Raw genomic sequence first — 18,879 nt, forward strand, 5'->3', positions numbered from 1 at the left:
TCGCGCTCCTGCTCAGTTGAGCACGCCGAAGGCGCAGGCCGAGCTGCCGCCCACGCTCGCCGTCTGCGCGCCGTTGTTGCCCTGCGCCGAGTTCAGCGCCTGGTTGGCCGCGCCCTGCACCTGCGAGCTGGTACCGCCCACGATGCCCGATTCCACCGCGCCCGAGTTGGCCTGCGAGGTGCCCACCGTCGCACCGCCCAGCGTGCCCACCGCCGTGCGGCTGTCGTTGCCCGATGCGTTCGAGGTTGAGCCGGCGGTGCTCGGCGAATTGGCGACCGTGCTGTTGTTGCCGTCGTTGCCGGTGGAGGTGGCCGAGACGTTGCAGTTGTACTGGCGGCCGATGTAGTTGTTCGTGTTGTAGACAGGTGCCGAGTAGTAGCCGCTCTTCTGCTTGCGGATCATGTCCTGGATCGCGGCCTGGTTGACCTTGTCGGTGCTGGTCTGGAACTGCCATGCGGCGTTCTCGCCGACGTTGTTGGCGTGCGCAGCCAGAGGCATGCACAGCAGTGCCCAAAGAAATACGCGTTGCATGACGGTCCCTCTTTCGAAGACACACCCGATGAAGTCACGAGTGCTGTGTTTCGCGAGGGGATGCTAGGCACCGGCCGCGGTGGCCGGTATCCCTGGAACCGGTAGGCGGCATCCCGCGAACCGGTGGAAATGGAAAAGCGGGAAGCCGTGGCTCAGAACGCGAGCCGCATGGTCTGCGATGCAGCGGCCGCGCCTGCCGACCCGGCATCGGTGGCGGGCAATGCGCCCTCATGCTGCAGCAGCCGCTGCTTGCGCACGACACCGCCCGCGTAGCCCTTGAGCTCGCCGTTCCTGCCGATCACGCGGTGGCAAGGCACGACGATGCTGACGGGATTCGATCCGTTGGCCGCGCCGACATCGATGGCCGCGCGCGGATCGTCGAAGCCCAGCTGCTTCGCGAGTTCGCCGTAGCTGGTGGTGCGGCCCGCCGGAATGCGGCGCAGCGCGGCCCACACCTTGCGCTGAAGCGCGTCGCCCAGCGTGGCTACGGGCAGCGCTTCGATGGCGGCGAGATCGCCGTCGAAGTAGCGGCGCAATGCATCGGCCACCGCATGCGGTGCGGCGCTTCCTTCAGCCAGTTCGAACTCGCCTTCGTGCAACTGGCGCAGAAGACGATGCAGGCGGGCGCGATGGTCCGCGTAGTCCAGCGCATGGATCGCGCCGGCGTCGTCGACGACGAGAAGGAGCCCGCCCAGCGGCGACTCGATGCGGCTCAATTGCAGCTTCAGCATGATCGTGTCCTCGGAAAAGAGAAGGCGGCGGGGCCGCGAACATTCACATGCTGCGCGTTCCCCGCCGCCTTTACTCGCCGTATCCGGACATCGATCTGCGGCTGCCGCCGCATGTCCTTTCAGCGCTTGTTCAGGCGTGCGCCTTGATCGAATCGGCCAGCGTGTTCACCAGCGTGTCGATGTGCGACTTCTCCACGATGTACGGCGGCGCGATCACCAGCACGTCGCCCGCGGGCCGCACCAGCGCGCCCTTGTGGAAGCAGTCGAGGAAGATCTCGTAGGCGCGCTTGCCCGGCGTGCCCGCGATGGGCGCGAGCTCCACCGCAGCGGCGAGGCCGAGGCTGCGGATGCTAATGACGTTGGGCAGGCCCTTCAAGGTGCTGTGGAAGGCGTCGCCCAGCACCTTGCCCATTTCGCCGGCGCGCGTGAAGAGGTTCTCCTGCCTGAACAGATCGAGCGTGGCGATGGCAGCTGCGCAGGCCACCGGGTGGCCCGAGTAGGTGTAGCCGTGGAAGAACTCGACCACGTGCTCGGGCGCGTCGGTCTTCATCATCGCGTCGTAGAGCTTGTCGCGGCAGATCACGCCGCCCAGCGGGATGACGCCGTTGGTCACGCACTTGGCGAAGTTCAGCATGTCGGGCACCACGCCGAAGTAGTCGGACGCGAAGTTGGTGCCCATGCGGCCGAAGCCGGTGATGACCTCGTCGAAGATCAGCAGGATGCCGTGCTTGTCGCAGATCTCGCGCAGGCGCTTGAGATAGCCCTTGGGCGGCAGGTACCAGCCGGCCGAGCCGGCCACCGGCTCCACGATGATCGCGGCCACGTTGCTCGGGTCGTGCAGCGGCAGGATGCGCGTCTCGAGCTCGACCAGCGGGTCTTCGGCCCACACCGGCTCCTCGTTGTGGATGTAGGCGTGGTTCACCGGATCGTGGATGAAGCGCATGTGGTCCACGCGCGGCAGGAACGCCGAGCCGAACACCTTGCGGTTGCCCGGGATGCCGCCCACCGACATGCCGCCGAAGCCCACGCCGTGGTAGCCCTTCTCGCGGCCGATGAACACGTTGCGGTGGCCCTCGCCGCGCGCGCGGTGGTAGGCCAGCGCCACCTTCATCGAGGTGTCGGCGGCTTCCGAGCCCGAATTGCAGAAGAGCACCTTGTTCAGGTCGCCCGGGGCCAGCGAGGCGATCATCTCGGCCGCCTTGAAGGCGCGGTCGTTGCTCACCTGGAAGGCGGTGGCGTAGTCCAGCGTGTCGAGCTGCTGCTTGATCGCCTCGTTGATCGGCTTGCGGTTGTGGCCCGCGCCCACGCACCACAGCGACGAGATGCCGTCGATCACCTTGCGGCCGTCGTGGGTGGTGAACTCCATGCCGTCGGCCGCCACGAACACCCGCGGGTCCTTGCGGAAATGACGGTTGGGGGTGAAGGGCAACCACTGGTTGTCCATGTTGAAGTCCTGGTAGGCCATGTCTCGCTCCTGCGGTTGGGTTATCTGGGAGGGGAAAATCGCGATTCTGGCACCCCTGCCACAATTACGCCCCTGATGACGACCTCTACGCCCACCTCGCCCGCCTACATCCTGAACCTCTACTGCCCCGACCGGACGGGCATCGTGCACGCCGTTTCGGGCTTCCTGCTCGAGCACGGCGCCAACATCGAGGAGGCGGCCCAGTACAACGACCACGACACGGGTCTTTTCTTCATGCGCGTGCGCTTCGCCTGCGGCGCCCACAGCGAGGCCGTGCTGCGCGAGGAGCTCAAGGCCTTCGCCACCGGCTTCGGCATGACGCTGCAGCTGCACGCGGCCGCCGAGCCGATGAAGACGGTCATCATGGTCAGCAAGGAAGGCCACTGCCTCAACGACCTGCTGTTCCGCTGGAAGAGCGGCCTGCTCGCCATCGACGTGCGCGCCATCATCTCGAACCACCGCGACTTCTACCAGCTGGCCGCCAGCTACAACGTGCCTTTCCACCACATCCCGGTGACGGCCGCGACCAAGGCGCAGGCCGAGGCAAAGCAGCTCGAAATCATCGAAGCCGAGGGCGCCGAACTCGTGGTGCTCGCGCGCTACATGCAGATCCTGAGCGACAACCTCTGCCGCAGCCTCTCGGGCCGCGCCATCAACATCCACCACTCGTTCCTGCCGAGCTTCAAGGGCGCCAAGCCCTACTACCAGGCCCACGACCGCGGCGTGAAGCTGATCGGCGCCACCGCCCACTACGTGACGGCCGACCTCGACGAAGGCCCGATCATCGAGCAGGACGTGGCCCGCGCCGACCACACCGATACGGTGGAAGACCTCACGGCCCGCGGCCGCGACACCGAAAGCCAGGTGCTGGCGCGCGCGGTGAAGTGGCACAGCGAGCACCGGGTGCTGCTGAACGGGCACCGCACGGTGGTGTTCCGCTAACTTGGACTGAAGCCAAGGCCCGCCGGAAGGCGGGTGTAGCATCTCGCGCCAGAAAAAGAGGAGAAGGCGTGATGTTGCGACGTTGGATCGGTGGGGTGTTGCTGGCAGTGCTTGCGGCCGGCCTGTTCGGGTGCTCGGCCAGCGGGCCCCGGTTTTCGGAGATGGCGGGCAGCATGCCGTCGCTGGGTGAGAACGAAGGGCGGATTTACTTCTATCGAAATTCCATCGTAGGCATGGCGGTCCAGCCCGATGTCTCGGTCAACGGCCAGGTGGTGGGCACGTCGCGCCCCAGCAGCTTCTTCTACATCGACCGCCCGGCCGGCACCTACCGGGCCAGCGCCCGGACCGAGGCCGAAGGCACGATCGACGTCGTGCTGCGGCCGAAGCAGACCGCCTATGTCTCGATGAGCATCAGCATGGGCATCCTCGTCGGACATCCGAACTTCGAGCGCGTTTCCGAGGCCGAGGGCCGGAAGGAACTGCAGTCGCTGGCCTACGACGATGCCTTCGCTTCGACCCGGACGGCCAAGGCTTCCGCCGCCGTACCGCCTGCAAACGCTACGACAGCCCCCGCGCCCCCTGCTCCAGCGGCGGTGAGCAAACCCGTGGCCCCCGCGGCAACGGTGGCCGCCGCGCCTCTCGCCCCTGCCCAGCCGACGGCCGCAGCCGCCGCATCGCCGCCTGCCACTCGCGCCACGGCACCATCAGCGCCCGAGGCCACTCCTTTTGCCAAGACTTCCCTTAACGATCTGCGCTTGCTCCTGCAGGCCAACCGCTGAGACGCGTGCGATGAAATACCTGTCTTTCCCGGCGCTTGCAGCGCTCGCCATCGCACTGCCCGTGCTGACGGCCTCCGCGCAGGAGGCGCGCAACACCGCCACACTTGCGCCCGACGTGCTTTTTGCCCGCGTCTCGCCCAGCATCTGGGTGGTGCAGGCCAGCGACGCACAAGGCAAGGTGCTCGCCACCGGCAGCGCCGTCTCCGCCGCCGCGGGCACCGCGGTGACCAGCTGCCAGTTGCTCGCGAAGGCCAGTACCGTGACGCTGAAGCGCGACAACGTGAGCTACGGCGCGGCGCTGGCCCTGCCGGACGTGGAGCGCGACCTGTGCCAGTTGCGCATCTCGAACCTGCCCGCTACGGTCGCCGAAGTGGCCCCAGCCAACGCATTGCAGGTCGGCATGCCGCTCTACGTGATCGGTGCACCGCGCGGCAGGGAACTGACGCTGGGTGTGGGCATGCTCGGGGGTATCCGCCGCAGCGCAGCGGGCGAGGTCGAAGCGCTGCAGCTGGCTGGCTCTGCGGAAGCAGGACTCGGCGGTGCCGGAGTGTTCGATGCGCAGGGCCGGCTCGTGGGCCTGCTTCCCGCATCGGCCGCGAGTGCGCCGACCGCGAACCTCGCGATGCCGGCATCGTGGATCGCGCAGTTGCCCGAACGCGGAGGGCGGGCGATCGAGAGGCTTGCTTCGCTGCCTGTCTCCAGTGCGGCCAGCGGCGCCGCCGCAACCGGCACTGGCGGTCCGGCAAGCCTGGTGGCGGGTCGGCCCAGCGTCATCGAATACCAGTTGCACGACCGTCTCACCAACACCTACCGCAAGGTGGTCTACAGGATCGACCCCTCGACGGACGAGCAGATCAGCTTCAACAACGGCGGCTGGGTCGAGAAGCCGAACGGCGAAGTTGTCAGCGTCACTTCGGCCATCGCGGGCGAATTCGATTCGGTCATGCCGCCAGGCGGCTGGGCCAAGGAGAACCTCAAAGAAGAAGCTGCCTGGAGGGCCCGCTACAGCTCCACGCTGGGCGGCTCGCGCTCAAACATGGACCTGAACGCGACGGTGATGGAAGACACCGCGCTGACCATTGGCGGCAGGGAACACAAGGTCGTGCGCATCGAGTACAGGGGGTACACGCAGCGCTTCCCGAACGCTGGCTCGGTGTTCGGAAACCAGTACGGCCGCTATGTCGCGAACGTCTGGTTCTCGCAGGAACTGGGGCGCGTGGTGCGCTTCGAGGCAGAGACCCGGGGCGGTGCGGGGAGCGTCGCCTTCCAAGTCCGGGAAACCCTCGAGCTGGTCAGCATCCGCTAGAGGGTTCCCTCGAGCAGGGCTGCTGCATTGCGGCAGCCCCGCTCAACCGGTCGCATCAGTTGCGATTCGGATTGTTCGGCCGACGGTCATAGCGGTTCGGCACGCCGTCGCCGTCACGGTCCCAGCGGCCCCTGTCGTAGACCCAGCGGCCGCCGTCCTGGCGCCACTCCGGCGGACGGTAGGCGTAGCCCGGGCGGGCGCGGACCCAGCCGCCGCCGATCCACACGTGGCGGCCACCACGCCACTCGTAATGTCCCGGCGCCCACACGTAGCCGCGGCGCGGCGGGGGAACGCGCTCATAGCGCGGCGGAGGCGGCGGCGTCTGGATGGTGATGACAGGCTGCGCCTGCACGGCCGTCGGAACGGTCAATGCGCCTACCGACAGAAGCGATGCAGCGCCGACAGAAAGAGCCAATGCAAGTTTTTTCATGAAGAACTCCTCATGAGTTGTTGGAGGAGCCTTCATGCTGCCCAGCCCTTGTGAACCTCCTGTAAGCCGTGCACGAAGTCTTGTGTAAAGCTGTGACGCGCCTTTGGGGTCTTTTTGGCTCTTGCTAGCGCTCACTCACACGCGCAGAAAGCCCGAAAAAGGCTCATTCCTGCAGTTCGCGCAGGTCGATGGCCGCCGCCATCGCCGCATGGCCGGCCTTGTTGGGGTGCAGGTGGTCGCCCGAATCGAACAGCGGGTTCAGCGCCTGCGGGTCGGCCGGGTCACGCAGCGCGGCGTCGAAGTCGATCACGCCGTCGATGTCCTGCTTGCCGCGGATCCAGCGGTTCACTGCCTCGCGCATGGCCTCGTTCGATTCGCTCCAGTAGGGCGTATTCCTGAACGGCGGCACGGTGCCTATCAGCACCTTCACGCCCTTGGCGCGCGCCTGCTTCACGAGCTGCTGCAGCCCCTCGGTGATGCGCTCGGCCGTCGGCATGTCGCGCGGCTTCAGTTCAGCGCCCGGCACCTTGGCGAACATCGCGCGGCCGATGTCGTTGGTGCCCAGCAGGATGATCGCGTGCGTCGCGCTGCTCTGCTTCAGCACGTCGAGCTCGAAGCGCGAAAGGCCGCTGGGCCCGATGCCGTCGGCCAGCAGGCGGTTGCCTCCGATGCCCAGGTTGAGCACGGCGACGTCCTGTCCGCCAGGCTGGGTATCGCGCAGGCGCGTGGCCAGCATGTCGGGGTAGGCGCCGGTGGTGGCCTCCGTGGTGCCCGCCGTGATCGAATCGCCGAATGCCACGACGGTGCGAACGGACTTGGTGGTGAGCACGTCGAGCCCCGTCACGATCTGGTTGAGCACCAGCGTCGCCGGGTTCCTGAGCTTCGGTGTCATCACCGCGTTGCCGGCCGTCACCCACGTCGTGCCCGACTCCACCATCGACACCGTGGCGAAGGGCGTGGCGCGATCGAAGAAGGCGCTCACCATCACGGTCTGGCCCGCCTGCACCGGCAGGTCGATGCCGTCGCTCCAGGCCTCCGCGCCCGGGGCGATGGTGAGGCTGCTGCGGCCGCCGAAATGAAGCACGCGCAGCGTTGTCGGCGAGAACGCCTCGGCACCGGTGCCGCGCGCAACGCTCGCCGCGGCGATGCGCAGCGGCGTCTTGCCGAAACGATTGGAAAAACGGATGCGGATGCGCTCTCCGTCGAGCGACAGCTCCACCTTCTGGCGAAGCGTCTGCCCGCGCAGGTCATTGCCCGCGGGCGACGAGTAGCCGCCGCCGCCGGGGCTGGCGGCCATCTCGGCGAAGTCGACGGGCGCAACGGCCCAGCTCGCGACCCAGTGCGCCTCGGCAGGCTGGCGCGGACGCCCGTCGGGCGTGACGGCATGCACGCCGACGGCCAGCAGGGCAAGGAAGGAGGCAGCCACCCAGTGTGCGACGGCCACGTCGCGAAGGCGGGCCGCCCATCGGGAAAGCAGGTTCATGCACGCAAAGCGAATCAGTGTACGGAGCCACCGATCCCCCGAACGTGACGAGGTCTAAAGCCCGGTTACCAGGTGTCTACGTAAGCGACGGCCGCTCCTTGCGCCTTCGTCGCGGAAGACAGCCCACGCACCAACCAGGTGCGCGTGTCGGCCGGGTCGATCACTGCGTCGATTTCCAGCGTCTGTGCCATGTGGATGGCCTCGCCGTTCTCGTACTGCTGCGCCACCAGCTTTTTGAACAGCGCATCGCGCTCGGCGCCTTCGGGCGCGGCGGCCAGCTCCTTGCGAAAGCCCAGCCGCACGGCACCTTCCAGCCCCATCGCGCCGAATTCGCCCGTGGGCCAGGCCACCGTGAAAACAGGCGCATCGAAGCCGCCGGCCGTCATCGCCTGCGCGCCCAAGCCATAGCCCTTGCGCAGCACCACGGCGAAGAAGGGCACGCGCAGATGCGAGGCCACCATGAACATGCGGCACACGTGCCGAACCTGCGCCTGCGCCTCGATCTCGGGCCCGACCATGAAGCCGGGCGTGTCGCACAACGAAACAATTGGAAGGCCGTGCGCATTGCACAGCTGCATGAAGCGCGCGGACTTGTCGGCCGCCTCCACGTCGATGGCGCCGCCCAGGTGATGCGGGTTGTTGGCCATCAGCCCGACCGGCCTGCCCTCGATGCGCGCGAGCGCGGTGACGATGCCCGCGCCGAAGCCCGCGCGCAGCTCGAGCAGCGAGCCGGTATCGGCCACGCCGCGCATCGCGGCGCGCACGTCGTACACGCGCAGGCGGTTCTCGGGCACCACGTGGCGCAGCGTGCGCGGGTCGGCGCACTGCCAGCCGGTGGTCGCGCCCTGGAAGTACGAGAGGTACTGCTTCGCGGCGGCCACGGCCGCGGCCTCGTCCTCCACCAGGATGTCGATCACGCCGTTGCGCGACTGCACGCCGCTCGGCCCGATCTGCTCCGGCGCGAAGGTGCCGAGCCCACCGCCCTCGATCATCGCGGGGCCGCTCATGCCGATGTTGCTGCCCTTGGTGGCGATGATCACGTCGGCGCAGCCCAGCAGCGCCGCATTGCCCGCGAAGCAGCGGCCATGCACGATGCCCACCACCGGCACCTTGCCCGAGAGCGCCGCGAACTGGCTGAAGGTGTGGTTGTTGAGGCCGGCCACGATCGGCATGTCGGTGTCGCCCGGCCGCCCGCCGCCGCCTTCCGCGAACAACACCACCGGCAGCTTCAGCTGGTGCGCCACAGCCAGCAGCCGGTCGGTCTTGTGGTGGTTGCGCATGCCCTGCGTGCCGGCCAGCACGGTGTAGTCGTAGGCCAGTACCGCGCAGCGCGAGGCCTCGGGACCGAACTGCTTCGCGTTGACGCTGCCCAGCCCCGTGACCATGCCATCGGCAGGCGTGTTGGCGATGAGGTCTTCCAGCGTGCGCCGCCGCGTCTGCGCGGCGATGGCGAGCGCGCCGTATTCGATGAAGTTGGCGGGGTCGCAGGCGGTGTCACACAGGTCCGCGATGTTCTCTCGCGCGGTGCGCCCGCCCTGTGCGTGGCGCTTGTCGACGGCCGCCTTGCGGTTGGCGTCGAGCGTGTAGGCATGGCGGTCGATCACCTTGCGCAGGTCGGGGCGGATCGCGTCGAGGTCATGCTCGGCGCGTGCCTCGGCCTGCACGGCCTGCGCATCGACGGCTTCGAGCTGCACCAGCGACTGCCCTTCGACGAGATAGTCGCCCGGTGCGGCCAGCAGCGCCACCACGCGGCCGGCCACCGGCGCGTGCAGAAGGTGCTCCATCTTCATCGCCTCGAGCACGCCGAGCTGCGCGCCGACCGGCAGCACGTCGCCCACCTCGACCTCGAACTGCACCAGGCGCGCGGGCATCGGTGCTTTGACCGTGAGTTCGTCCGACTCGTCATCGGCAGCGACGGCCGCCTGCCCGGTCGGAGCAGCCACCGTCTTTCGCACCTGCTTCTCCAGCGTCGACGCGGCGGCGAGCAGATCGCCCAGATGCGCCTCCACGAAGCGCGTGTGCACCGCCTGCGTCGCGAACTCGGGCCGCGCCGCGATGGCGCGCAGCAGCGCGAGGTTGGTGGCGATGCCGTCGATGTGGCACTCGTCGAGCGCGCGCAGCGAGCGGCGCAGCGCGTCCTCGAAGCGCGGCGAGGGCGAATGCACGATGAGCTTGGCGAGCAGCGTGTCGTAGTGCGGCGAAGGCGCGAGGCCCGCATAGCCGTGCGTGTCCACGCGCACGCCGGGGCCGGCCGGCAGGTCGAAACGCGCAAGCGTGCCGCCCGAGGGCCGAGCGTTGCCCTGCGCATCGAGGGTCTCGGCGTTGATGCGCCACTGCACAGCGAAGCCGCGCTGCAGCGCCGTGCGGCCGGCCTCCACGCCGAGTTCGGAAAGCGGCTGGCCGGCGGCCACGGCGATCTGCAGCTGCACCAGGTCCAGCCCCGTCACCGCCTCGGTCACCGTGTGCTCCACCTGCAGGCGCGGATTCGCCTCGATGAACACGAAGGGCAGCGTCGCCGATGCCGCATCGACCAAAAACTCGAAGGTGCCGAGCCCGCGGTAGCTCACCGCCTTTGCCATGCGCAGCGCGGCCTGCGTGACCTGCGCGCGCAATGCCTCGGGCAGCGACGGGCTGGGCGCGATCTCCACCAGCTTCTGGAAGCGCCGCTGCAGCGTGCATTCGCGCTCGCCGAGGCTGGCCACGGCCTTGCCGTCGCCGATCACCTGCACCTCGATGTGCCGCGCGTTGAGCATCAGCCGCTCGACGTACACGCCCTCGATGCCGAAGGCCGCCCTGGCTTCGGACATGCAGCGCGCATGCGCCTCCGGAAGCTCCTGCACATCCAGCACCGCGCGCATGCCACGCCCGCCACCGCCGCCGATGGCCTTGACCATGACGCCCGCGCCCTGCGCCTGTTGCTCGGCGAAGAAGGCCTGCGCCTGCGCAAGCGTCACGGCGCCGGCGCTGCCGGGCATCACCGGCACATCGCATTGCGTGGCGAGTTCGCGCGCCCGTGCCTTGTCGCCGAACAGGCCGAGCTGCTCCGGCGTGGGCCCGATGAAGACCAGGCCCGCATCCGCGCAGGCCTGCGCGAAATCGGCGCGCTCGCTGAGGAAGCCGTAGCCGGGATGCACAGCGTCGCAGCCCTGCGCCTTCGCCACCGCGATCAGCGCTGCGGCATCGAGGTACGCGGCGGGGCCGGTGGCATCGAGCGCCACCGCCGTGTCGGCCAGTTGCACATGCAGCGCGGCGGCGTCGTCGCGCGCATGCACCGCCACGCTGGCGATGCCCAGGTCGCGCAGCGCGCGCACCAGGCGCACCGCGATCTCGCCGCGGTTGGCAATCAGAACTTTGGAGAACAGCAAACGGAACCTCTCAGCTTTGGTCTTTGAGCAGGCGGCGCAGCACCTTGCCCGCCCCGGTGGTGGGCAGCGCGTCGATGAAGCTCACCGCGCGCGGCGCCTTGTAGCTCGCCATGTTGTCGCGCGCCCAGGCGATGAGCGCCTCCGCATCGAGCTCGGCGCCGGTCTTGCGCACGATGAAGGCCTTCACGACCTCGCCTTTTTCCGCGTCGGGCTGCGCGATGACCGCCGCCTGCGCCACCGCCGGATGCTTGATGAGGATGGTCTCGACCTCCTCGGGGAACACGCTGTAGCCCGAGACCTTGATCATTTCCTTGAAGCGGCCGATGAAGGTCAGGTAGCCGTCGGCGTCGATCTTGCCCATGTCGCCCGTGTGCACCCAGCCGTCGCGCAGCGTGGCGGCGGTGGCCTCGGGCTTGTTCCAGTAGCCCTTGAAGGTGCCGGGGCTGGTGAGCACGATCTCGCCGACCTCGCCCGCGGGCAAGTCGGCCTGCGTGTCGGCATCGACGATGCGGATCGTCACGCCCGGCACCGGCACGCCCTGCGTGCCCCAGCGCGGCGCATGGTGCGGCGTGTAGGTGTCGCAGGTGTGGGTCTCGCTCAGGCCGTAGGCGGCCTCGAAGGACGTGCAGTTGGGCGCATGCGAGCGCCACTGCAGCGCCAGCGGCTCGGTGAAGGCGATGCCGAAGCTGGTCACCGGGTTCATCTTCAGGCTGCGCAGGTCGAAGGACGCGATGTCCGGCACCTGCATGCATGCCACGTTCATCGGCGCGATGCTGTACCACCAGCTCACCTTGTACGCGGCAATGGCCTGCAGCGCCGCGCGCGGATCGAAGCGGTGCAACAGCACCGAGGCGGCGCCGGTGAGCACCGGCACGTTGACGCCCATCAGCATGCCGGCGATGTGATACAGCGGCGCGATCGAGAGCAGCCGGTCGTCAGGCCCAACGCCGTTGCAGTCGGCCGCTGCGCGCGTCTTGAAGAGCGCGTTGCCGTAGCTCAGCATCGCACCCTTGGGCAGTCCGGTGGTACCGGATGTGTACGTCATGAGCGCCACGTCGTCCATGCCGATGGCCACCGGCTGCGGCTTCGCATCGGCGCGCATCACGGCGAGGAAGTCTTCGCAGTCCTCGGGCACGCTGTGTTCCGCCCTGCGTTCGGCGGCGAGTTCGGCCGGAAGGTCGAGCGCAGGATCGGCCGGCAGCAGGTCGGCGTAGTGCACCACGAACACGTGTTCGAGCGAGCTCCCGGGCTGCACCTTGCGCACCACCGGCAGGAGCGGCGCGGCCGCGACGATCACGCGCGCCTTCAGGTCGTTGACCTGGTAGGCCAGCTCGTGCTCCTTGTTGAGCGGCCCGCTCGGGCAGACGATGGCGCCGATCTTCTGGATGCCGAAGTGCGCCACCAGGTACTGCGGGCAGTTGTTGAGGAAGAGCACCACCGGCTCGCCCTTCTCCACGCCCAGCGCCTGCAGCCGCGCGGCGAAGGCGTCGCTGGCGCGGTCGAGCGCGCCCCAGCTCGTCGCGTGGCCGTACCAGATGCAGGCGGGGCTGTCGCCGCGCTCTCGCGCGTGGGTGCGCAGGTACTCGTGCAGGGGCTGCTGCGGGCGGTCGGGCAATGTCTCCATGGCGTCACTTTCTCAGGGTTATCGATAGCAGCCCGCAAGGGGCTGGCGCTTGCCAATGGTGCATGGTGCACGAACAATCCTACCCATGGGTATAACTTCCGCGACACGGCAAAAACCCTCTGGCTCCGCAGACCAGAGCGGCGTCACGGCGCAGCCGCACCTGCCCCAGGGCACGGGCCGCCAGCGCGCGGCCACGCAGGGCACCGACACGCAGCGCGAGCGCATCCTGCAGGCGGCCGCGCAGCTCTTCGCGGCACAGGGCTACGCCAACACCACCATGGCGCAGATCGTGCGCGAGCTGGGCATGACCAAGCCCTTCGTGTACTACTACTTCCGCGACAAGCAGGAGATCTTCGAGACGCTGTCGTGGCGCCCCGCGGTCGACTGCTTCACCGCGCTCGACTTCGCCGCAACCGATCCGCGCCGCGCAAGCGAGAAGGTGCTCGACGGCCTGGAGCGGCTGATCCGCGCGACCATCTCGCACCACCCGGTGGCCTTCTTTCCCTACCGCGAGCCGCAGGTGTACCGGCCCGAGTACATCGCCGCGCAGAAGAAGCTGGCGCATCACTTCTACGAGCGGCTGTGCCCGCTGCTCGAAGAGGCGCGCGCCGACGGCGACCTCGACTTCACCGAGACAAAGATCACCGCGCTCGCGGCCTGCAGCCTGCCGGGCTTCCTCTACAGCTGGTACCGCCCGGGCGGGCGCCTCTCGCCCGACGAGGTGGTGGCCGAGCTCACGAAGCTGGCCAGCCGCGTGATCGGGCTGCGAACGAAGAACTGAAGACAACACCTCCGGAGACAAAGCACCATGAAGTTCAGGAAAGCGCCTCTGGCGCGGATCGCCCTTGCCTGCCTGCTGGCCGCGGCCGGCGCATCGCATGCCCAGCAGGCGACCTACAAGATCGCCTACATCGACCCGCTGTCGGGGCCCTTCGCCAACGTGGGCGAGCTGATGCTGATGCACACGCAGTACGCCATCGAGGACATCAACGCGAAGGGCGGCGTGCTCGGCGGCACGAAGCTGCAGCTGCTGCAGTTCGACAGCAAGCTATCGGCCCAGGAAAGCCAGAGCGCGCTGCAGGCGGCGATCGACCAGGGCGCGAAGGCCATCGTGACCGGCGGCTCGGGCTCCTCGGTGGTCACGGCGCTGGTGCAGTCGGTGGCGCGCTGGAACCAGCGCAACCCGGGCAAGGAGCTGATCGTGCTGAACCACTCCTCCATCGACCCCGAGATGACGGGCAAGGCCTGCAGCTTCTGGCACTTCCAGACCGAGGCCAACACCGCGATGAAGATGAAGGCGCTGGCCAACTACATCAAGAAGACGCCCGAGGTGAAGAAGGTCTACCTGCTGAACCAGGACTACGCGCACGGCAAGCAGTGGGCGAGCTACGGCCGCCAACTGGTGGGCCTGGCGCGGCCGGACATCCAGTTCGTGGGCGAGACGCTGCACCCCATCGGCCGCGTGAAGGACTTCTCCCCCTACATCGCCAACGTGAAGCAAAGCGGCGCCGACTCGGTCATCACCGGCAACTGGGGCCAGGACATGACGCTGCTGCTGAAGGCCGCGGGCGATGCCGGCTACAACCTGCGCTACTTCAACCACAGCGCGGGCTCGGTGCCGGGCACGGTCACGGCCGTGTCGCAGGCCAGGCTGGGCCAGCTGACCTGGGTGGCCGAATGGCACCCGGGCGAGGCCGACACGCCCAAGGTGGACGCGCTGGCCAAGGCCTACAAGGCCAAGACCGGCAAGGACTTCCTCGCGCCCCGTATCGACATGACGCCGCGCCTGCTGGCCGCGGCCATCAACAAGGCCGGCTCCACCGACACGGTGAAGGTCGCGCATGCCCTGGAAGACCTGAACTTCGACTCGGTGGTGGGCCCCGTGCGCATGCGCGCCGAAGACCACCAGCTGCTGCTGACGCAGGTGGTCAACACCATCGTGCCGGTGGACGGCAAGACGGTGAAGACCGGCTGGGAAGGCACCAACTACGGCTTCCGCACCGACGCGGTCTATACCGGCAACGAGCTCGCGCAAGGCACGGAGTGCAAGATGGTCAGGCCCTGAGCGTGCACTTTCTTCGCGACTGCTGAAGAGGACGGGGGTTGTAAGGGAAACCCCGTCCTGCCTGCCGCCTGTGCCGTCGGGATACTCCGGCTTCGAAGCCCGGATATCAGAGGCGGGTCCATTCCAAAGGCACAACAAGACCATGGCAGGCAAAAACTCGCTCCATCCGATCCCGCATCCGGCGAAGAAACCCTTCGTCGGCAACCTGCTGTCGATCGGCTCCGACTCTCCCGTGCTCGACATGTGGAAGATCGCGCAGGACCTGGGCGGCATCTACTGGCTGGACATGCCGGGCATGCCGGTGATCGTGGTGTCCTCGCCCGCGCTGGTGGACGAGCTCTGCGAGGAAGAGCGCTTCGACAAGAGCACGCGCGGCGCGCTGCGCCGGCTGCGCGCGGCCTCCCACGGCCTCTTCACCTCCGACACGCACGAGGAGACCTGGTCGAAGCCGCACAACATCCTGCTGGCCAACTTCAGCCAGCGCGCGATGCAGGCCTACCACCCGATGATGCTGGACATCGCCGGGCAGCTGGTCACCAAGTGGGAGCGGCTGAACTTCGACGAAGAGGTGGACGTGGTGCGCGACATGACCGCGCTCACGCTCGACACCATCGGCCTGTGCGGCTTCGGCTACCGCTTCAATTCCTTCTACCGCGAAGGCTTCCACCCCTTCGTCGACGCGATGGTGCGCACGCTGGAGACGGTGCAGAACCGCCGCGGCCTGCCGCTGGAAGAGCTGATGCTGAAGAAGGAGCTCGCCCAGCAGCGCAAGGACATCCGCTACATGCACAAGATGGTGGAAAACATCATCGAGGAGCGGCGCACGAGCGGCGCCGACATCGCCACCAAGCCCGACCTGCTGAGCTACATGATCGCAGGCGTGGACAAGAAGAGCGGCGAGAAGCTCACCGACAAGATGATCCGCGACGAGTGCATCGAATTCCTCATCGCGGGGCACGAGACCACCAGCGGCCTGCTCTCCTTCGCCATCTACTTCCTGCTGAACAATCCCGACGCCATGGCCAAGGCGCAGGCCGAGGTCGACAGCGTGTTCGGCCCTGACACCACGCAGAAGCCCACCTACGCGCAGGTCAACCGCCTGCAGTACGTGATGCAGGTGCTGAAGGAGTCGCTGCGCCTCTACCCCACGGCGCCCGCGATCTCGATGCGCGCAAAGGAAGAAACGAAGATCGGCGGCCAGTACACGATCAAGAAGAACAACATGGTCATCATGCATGCGCTGGCGCTGCATCGTGACAAGGGCATCTGGGGCGAGGACGCCGACCGGTTCAACCCCGACCACTTCAGCCGCGAGGCAGAGCGCGAGCGCCCGGTGAACGCCTTCAAGCCCTTCGGCAACGGCCAGCGCGCCTGCATCGGGCGGCAGTTCGCGCTGCAGGAGGCGGTGCTCACGCTGGGCATGATCCTGCAGCGCTTCAACCTGGTGGACCACACGGGCTACAAGCTGAAGATCAAGGAAGCGCTGACGATCAAGCCCGAGAACTTCAGGATCAAGGCGCTGCTGCGCGACCCGGCCACGCGCCCGCGCGGCAACATGAGCGACGCGGCCGCGGCGCCGGTACAGCCCGCCAAGGCGGCCGAGCGCAAGCCGCAAGCGGCGCGCCATGGCACCTCGCTGCTGGTGCTGCAGGGCTCCAACCTCGGCACCGCCGAAGACCTGGCACGACAGCTCGCCGAGGCCGGCGAGATGCGCGGCTTCTCGACGCAGCTGGCCTCGCTCGACGACTACGCCGAACGGCTGCCGGCCAACGGCGCGGTCGCCATCGTCTGCGCCTCGTACAACGGTGCCGCACCCGACAACGCGGCGGAATTCCACCGCTGGCTCGACAAGGCCGACGACTCGCTCAACGGCGTGCGCTTCAGCGTCTTCGGTTGCGGCAACACCGACTGGGCCTCCACCTACCAGGCCGTGCCGCGCCGCATCGACGAGCGGCTCGAGGCGCTGGGCGCCGCGCGCATCCACTCGCGCGGCGAAGGCGATGCGCGCGAGGACATGGACGGCGCCTTCCAGGACTGGAGCGACGCACTCTGGCCTGCGTTGTCGAAGGCCTTCGGCATCAAGACGGGTGCCGACATGCCCGCGCAGAGCGAGCCGCTCTACACGCTGGAAGAGCTGCCGCCGCCGCAGAAGAACGCGATCGTCGATGCGCTCGGCGCGGTGGCGATGCGCGTCATCGAGAACCGCGAACTGCAAAGCGGTGGCAACGGCGAGGCCGGCCGCTCCACGCGCCACGTCGAGCTGATGCTGCCCGAGGGCCTCGTCTACCGCGCCGGCGACCACCTGAGCGTGGTGCCGCGCAACAGCCCGGCGCAGGTCGAACGCGCGATGGCGCGCTTCGGCTTCGACCGCACGGCCCATGTGCGGTTGCACGCGGCCACGGGCCGCAAGGCGGCGCTGCCGGTGGAGCAGGTGATCGCGGTAGACCGCCTGCTGGGCGACTATGTCGAGCTGCAGGACGTGGCCACGCGCAAGCAGATCGCCACGCTGGCGGCGTACACCGAATGCCCGTTCACGAAACCCAGGCTGGAGGCCCTCTCGGGCAGCGACGAGGCCTCGCAGGCCGCATACAAGGCCGAGGTGCTGCACAAGCGCAAGTCGCTGCTCGACCTGCTGGAAGAGCACCGCGCCTGCCAGGTGCCGTTTGCCGTGTTTCTGGAGATGCTGTCGCCGCTCTCGCCGCGCTACTACTCGATCTCGTCCTCACCCGCGATGACGCCGGGCCGCTGCAGCGTGACGGTGGGCGTGGTGAGCGGGCCCGCGAAGTCTGGCATCGGCACCTTCGAGGGCGTGTGCTCCAACTTCCTGGCGCGCACCGAGGCCGGCGACACGGTGCACGGCGTGGTGCGCGAGACCACGGCCGAAGGCTTCAGGCTGCCGGAGGACGCGACCCAGCCGCTCATCATGATCGGCCCCGGCACCGGGCTCGCCCCGTTCCGCGGCTTCCTGCAGGAGCGCGCGGCGCAGGCCGAGGCGGGCACCGCGCTCGGCGAGGCGCTGCTTTTCTTCGGCTGCCGCCATCCCGAGCAGGACTTCATCTATGCCGACGAACTGCAGGCCTGGGCGCATCGCGGCCTGATGAAGCTGCACACCGCCTTCTCGCGCGCCGGCGAGCGCAAGGTCTACGTGCAGGACCTGATCCGCGAGCAGGCCGCACACGTGTGGAAGCTGCTGGAAGCCGGCGCGGTGGTCTACGTGTGCGGCGACGGCTCACGCATGGAGCCCGACGTGCGTCGCACGCTGAGCGACCTTGCGCGCGAGCACGGGCACGACAGCACCACGTGGATGGACAAAATGATCGCGGACCAGCGCTACGTGCTGGACGTGTGGGCGGGGAACTGAGGCGGCGGCGGAAGCTCAGGCTTCCAGCGCTGGGGCGAAGGCGTCGAGCGTGCCGCGCACGCACCAGCCGTCGGCGGTCAGCGCCATCACCCTGTCGGAGAGCCCTTCGGACCCGGCAGCCGCCCTGAGCTTTTCGGCGGCAGCGCACATGCGGCCCAACGCTTCGGCGCCGCCGCGGCTCTCGGCGAAGTAGACGACGTCGCGACTCGGCACCACCGCGATCAGCTCGCCCTCAAAGCCCTGCGCAAGCTGCTGCCAGAGATCGGGCAGCAGCAGCATGCAGGCCTCGAAGCCGTCGCCCGCGACGAGTGCCCTGTAGCAGCCGAAATCCCGCGTGCGGACGTTGGGCGCCACGAGCCGCAGCATGTTGTCGATGGCCAGTTCGTACATCGACTGCGTGTCGAGTCCTGTCTCCAGCAGCCCCTCGCGGGTCAGCGTGACGAACCGCGCCGAAGTGTCGACCACGAAGCTCACCAGCAGGTCGGAATCCGCGGCAAGGGGAAAGGCCACCGGCTCGTGCGCTTCGCGGTTGCCTCCGAGCGTCTCGATCAGTTCCAGCACCGGCCGCATCGCCTGCTCCACGAAGCCGGCATGCCTGATGCGGGGGTAGATGGGCGGGAGGCTGTGCATGGTGCGCCATTGTTTTGGGCGGACCAGCGGCGCCACAAGTGACGGAAGTCATGGCTCGCCGCAATCTTGCGCACACGAACGCAAGAACGCCGGAAATGCCCGATCTGTAGCAATCTATCGTCTTACTGGTGTTTCAGGCTCGAATTGCTACGATTTGCTTCGTCAGC

General features: G+C 68.1%; 14 protein-coding genes. 6 read left to right on the plus strand and 8 right to left on the minus strand.

Features of this window, described 5'->3' with window-relative positions; genetic code table 11:
- Positions 1 to 12: 12 nt before the first annotated feature.
- The 3 genes from ABL844_RS28760 to ABL844_RS28770 all read right to left on the minus strand — a co-directional run bounded on the left by ABL844_RS28760 (position 13) and on the right by ABL844_RS28770 (position 2,727).
- Complete coding sequence (locus ABL844_RS28760) at positions 13 to 531, minus strand: hypothetical protein (RefSeq protein WP_418129773.1); 519 nt, start codon at positions 529 to 531, stop codon at positions 13 to 15.
- Positions 532 to 683: 152 nt separating this feature from the next.
- On the minus strand, positions 684 to 1,262 hold the full coding sequence (locus ABL844_RS28765; RefSeq protein WP_418129774.1) for a methylated-DNA--[protein]-cysteine S-methyltransferase: 579 nt from the start codon (positions 1,260 to 1,262) through the stop codon (positions 684 to 686).
- 130 nt (positions 1,263 to 1,392) lie between these two features.
- Positions 1,393 to 2,727, minus strand: a complete 1,335-nt coding sequence (locus ABL844_RS28770) for an aminotransferase class III-fold pyridoxal phosphate-dependent enzyme (RefSeq protein WP_184642045.1) — start codon at positions 2,725 to 2,727, stop codon at positions 1,393 to 1,395.
- A gap of 75 nt (positions 2,728 to 2,802) precedes the next feature.
- Here ABL844_RS28770 and purU point away from each other — a divergent pair, with 75 nt between their 5' ends.
- The 3 genes from purU (at position 2,803) to ABL844_RS28785 (ending at position 5,754) form a co-directional block, all read left to right on the plus strand.
- A complete protein-coding gene (gene purU, locus ABL844_RS28775) occupies positions 2,803 to 3,669 on the plus strand; it encodes a formyltetrahydrofolate deformylase (RefSeq protein ID WP_126025818.1) in 867 nt (288 codons plus the stop codon).
- A gap of 71 nt (positions 3,670 to 3,740) precedes the next feature.
- Positions 3,741 to 4,448, plus strand: coding sequence for a DUF2846 domain-containing protein (locus ABL844_RS28780; RefSeq protein WP_418120531.1), 708 nt, complete (start codon positions 3,741 to 3,743; stop codon positions 4,446 to 4,448).
- 10 nt (positions 4,449 to 4,458) lie between these two features.
- A complete protein-coding gene (locus tag ABL844_RS28785) occupies positions 4,459 to 5,754 on the plus strand; it encodes a S1 family peptidase (RefSeq protein ID WP_184642046.1) in 1,296 nt (431 codons plus the stop codon).
- Positions 5,755 to 5,809: 55 nt separating this feature from the next.
- On the opposite strand, the gene ABL844_RS28790 is transcribed toward ABL844_RS28785, so the two are convergent.
- The 4 genes from ABL844_RS28790 to ABL844_RS28805 form a co-directional block, all read right to left on the minus strand.
- Entirely contained in the window at positions 5,810 to 6,184 is a 375-nt protein-coding gene (locus tag ABL844_RS28790; protein WP_184642047.1) for a YXWGXW repeat-containing protein, read from the minus strand.
- 163 nt (positions 6,185 to 6,347) lie between these two features.
- Positions 6,348 to 7,667 (minus strand): GDSL-type esterase/lipase family protein, encoded by a 1,320-nt coding sequence (locus ABL844_RS28795; RefSeq protein WP_418118112.1) that lies wholly within the window; start codon positions 7,665 to 7,667, stop codon positions 6,348 to 6,350.
- A gap of 65 nt (positions 7,668 to 7,732) precedes the next feature.
- Complete coding sequence (locus tag ABL844_RS28800; RefSeq protein ID WP_418131965.1) at positions 7,733 to 11,029, minus strand: carboxyl transferase domain-containing protein; 3,297 nt, start codon at positions 11,027 to 11,029, stop codon at positions 7,733 to 7,735.
- A gap of 13 nt (positions 11,030 to 11,042) precedes the next feature.
- Positions 11,043 to 12,656 (minus strand): AMP-binding protein, encoded by a 1,614-nt coding sequence (locus ABL844_RS28805; RefSeq protein ID WP_418129775.1) that lies wholly within the window; start codon positions 12,654 to 12,656, stop codon positions 11,043 to 11,045.
- Between the two features lie 85 nt (positions 12,657 to 12,741).
- On the opposite strand from ABL844_RS28805, the gene ABL844_RS28810 reads away from it, so the two are divergent.
- The 3 genes from ABL844_RS28810 to ABL844_RS28820 all read left to right on the plus strand — a co-directional run bounded on the left by ABL844_RS28810 (position 12,742) and on the right by ABL844_RS28820 (position 18,082).
- A complete protein-coding gene (locus ABL844_RS28810; RefSeq protein ID WP_184642050.1) occupies positions 12,742 to 13,437 on the plus strand; it encodes a TetR/AcrR family transcriptional regulator in 696 nt (231 codons plus the stop codon).
- A 27-nt stretch (positions 13,438 to 13,464) separates the two neighbouring features.
- A complete protein-coding gene (locus tag ABL844_RS28815) occupies positions 13,465 to 14,721 on the plus strand; it encodes a branched-chain amino acid ABC transporter substrate-binding protein (protein ID WP_418129776.1) in 1,257 nt (418 codons plus the stop codon).
- Positions 14,722 to 14,863: 142 nt separating this feature from the next.
- Positions 14,864 to 18,082: a bifunctional cytochrome P450/NADPH--P450 reductase gene (locus ABL844_RS28820; RefSeq protein ID WP_418129777.1), complete on the plus strand. Its 3,219-nt coding sequence runs from the start codon at positions 14,864 to 14,866 to the stop codon at positions 18,080 to 18,082.
- 15 nt (positions 18,083 to 18,097) lie between these two features.
- Here the strand turns inward: ABL844_RS28820 and ABL844_RS28825 are convergent, their stop codons facing one another.
- Entirely contained in the window at positions 18,098 to 18,712 is a 615-nt protein-coding gene (locus tag ABL844_RS28825; protein WP_418129778.1) for a hypothetical protein, read from the minus strand.
- Positions 18,713 to 18,879: the final 167 nt, after the last annotated feature.

This window comes from Variovorax sp. 278MFTsu5.1 (assembly GCF_048305045.1).
Lineage (GTDB): Bacteria > Pseudomonadota > Gammaproteobacteria > Burkholderiales > Burkholderiaceae_C > Variovorax > Variovorax guangxiensis.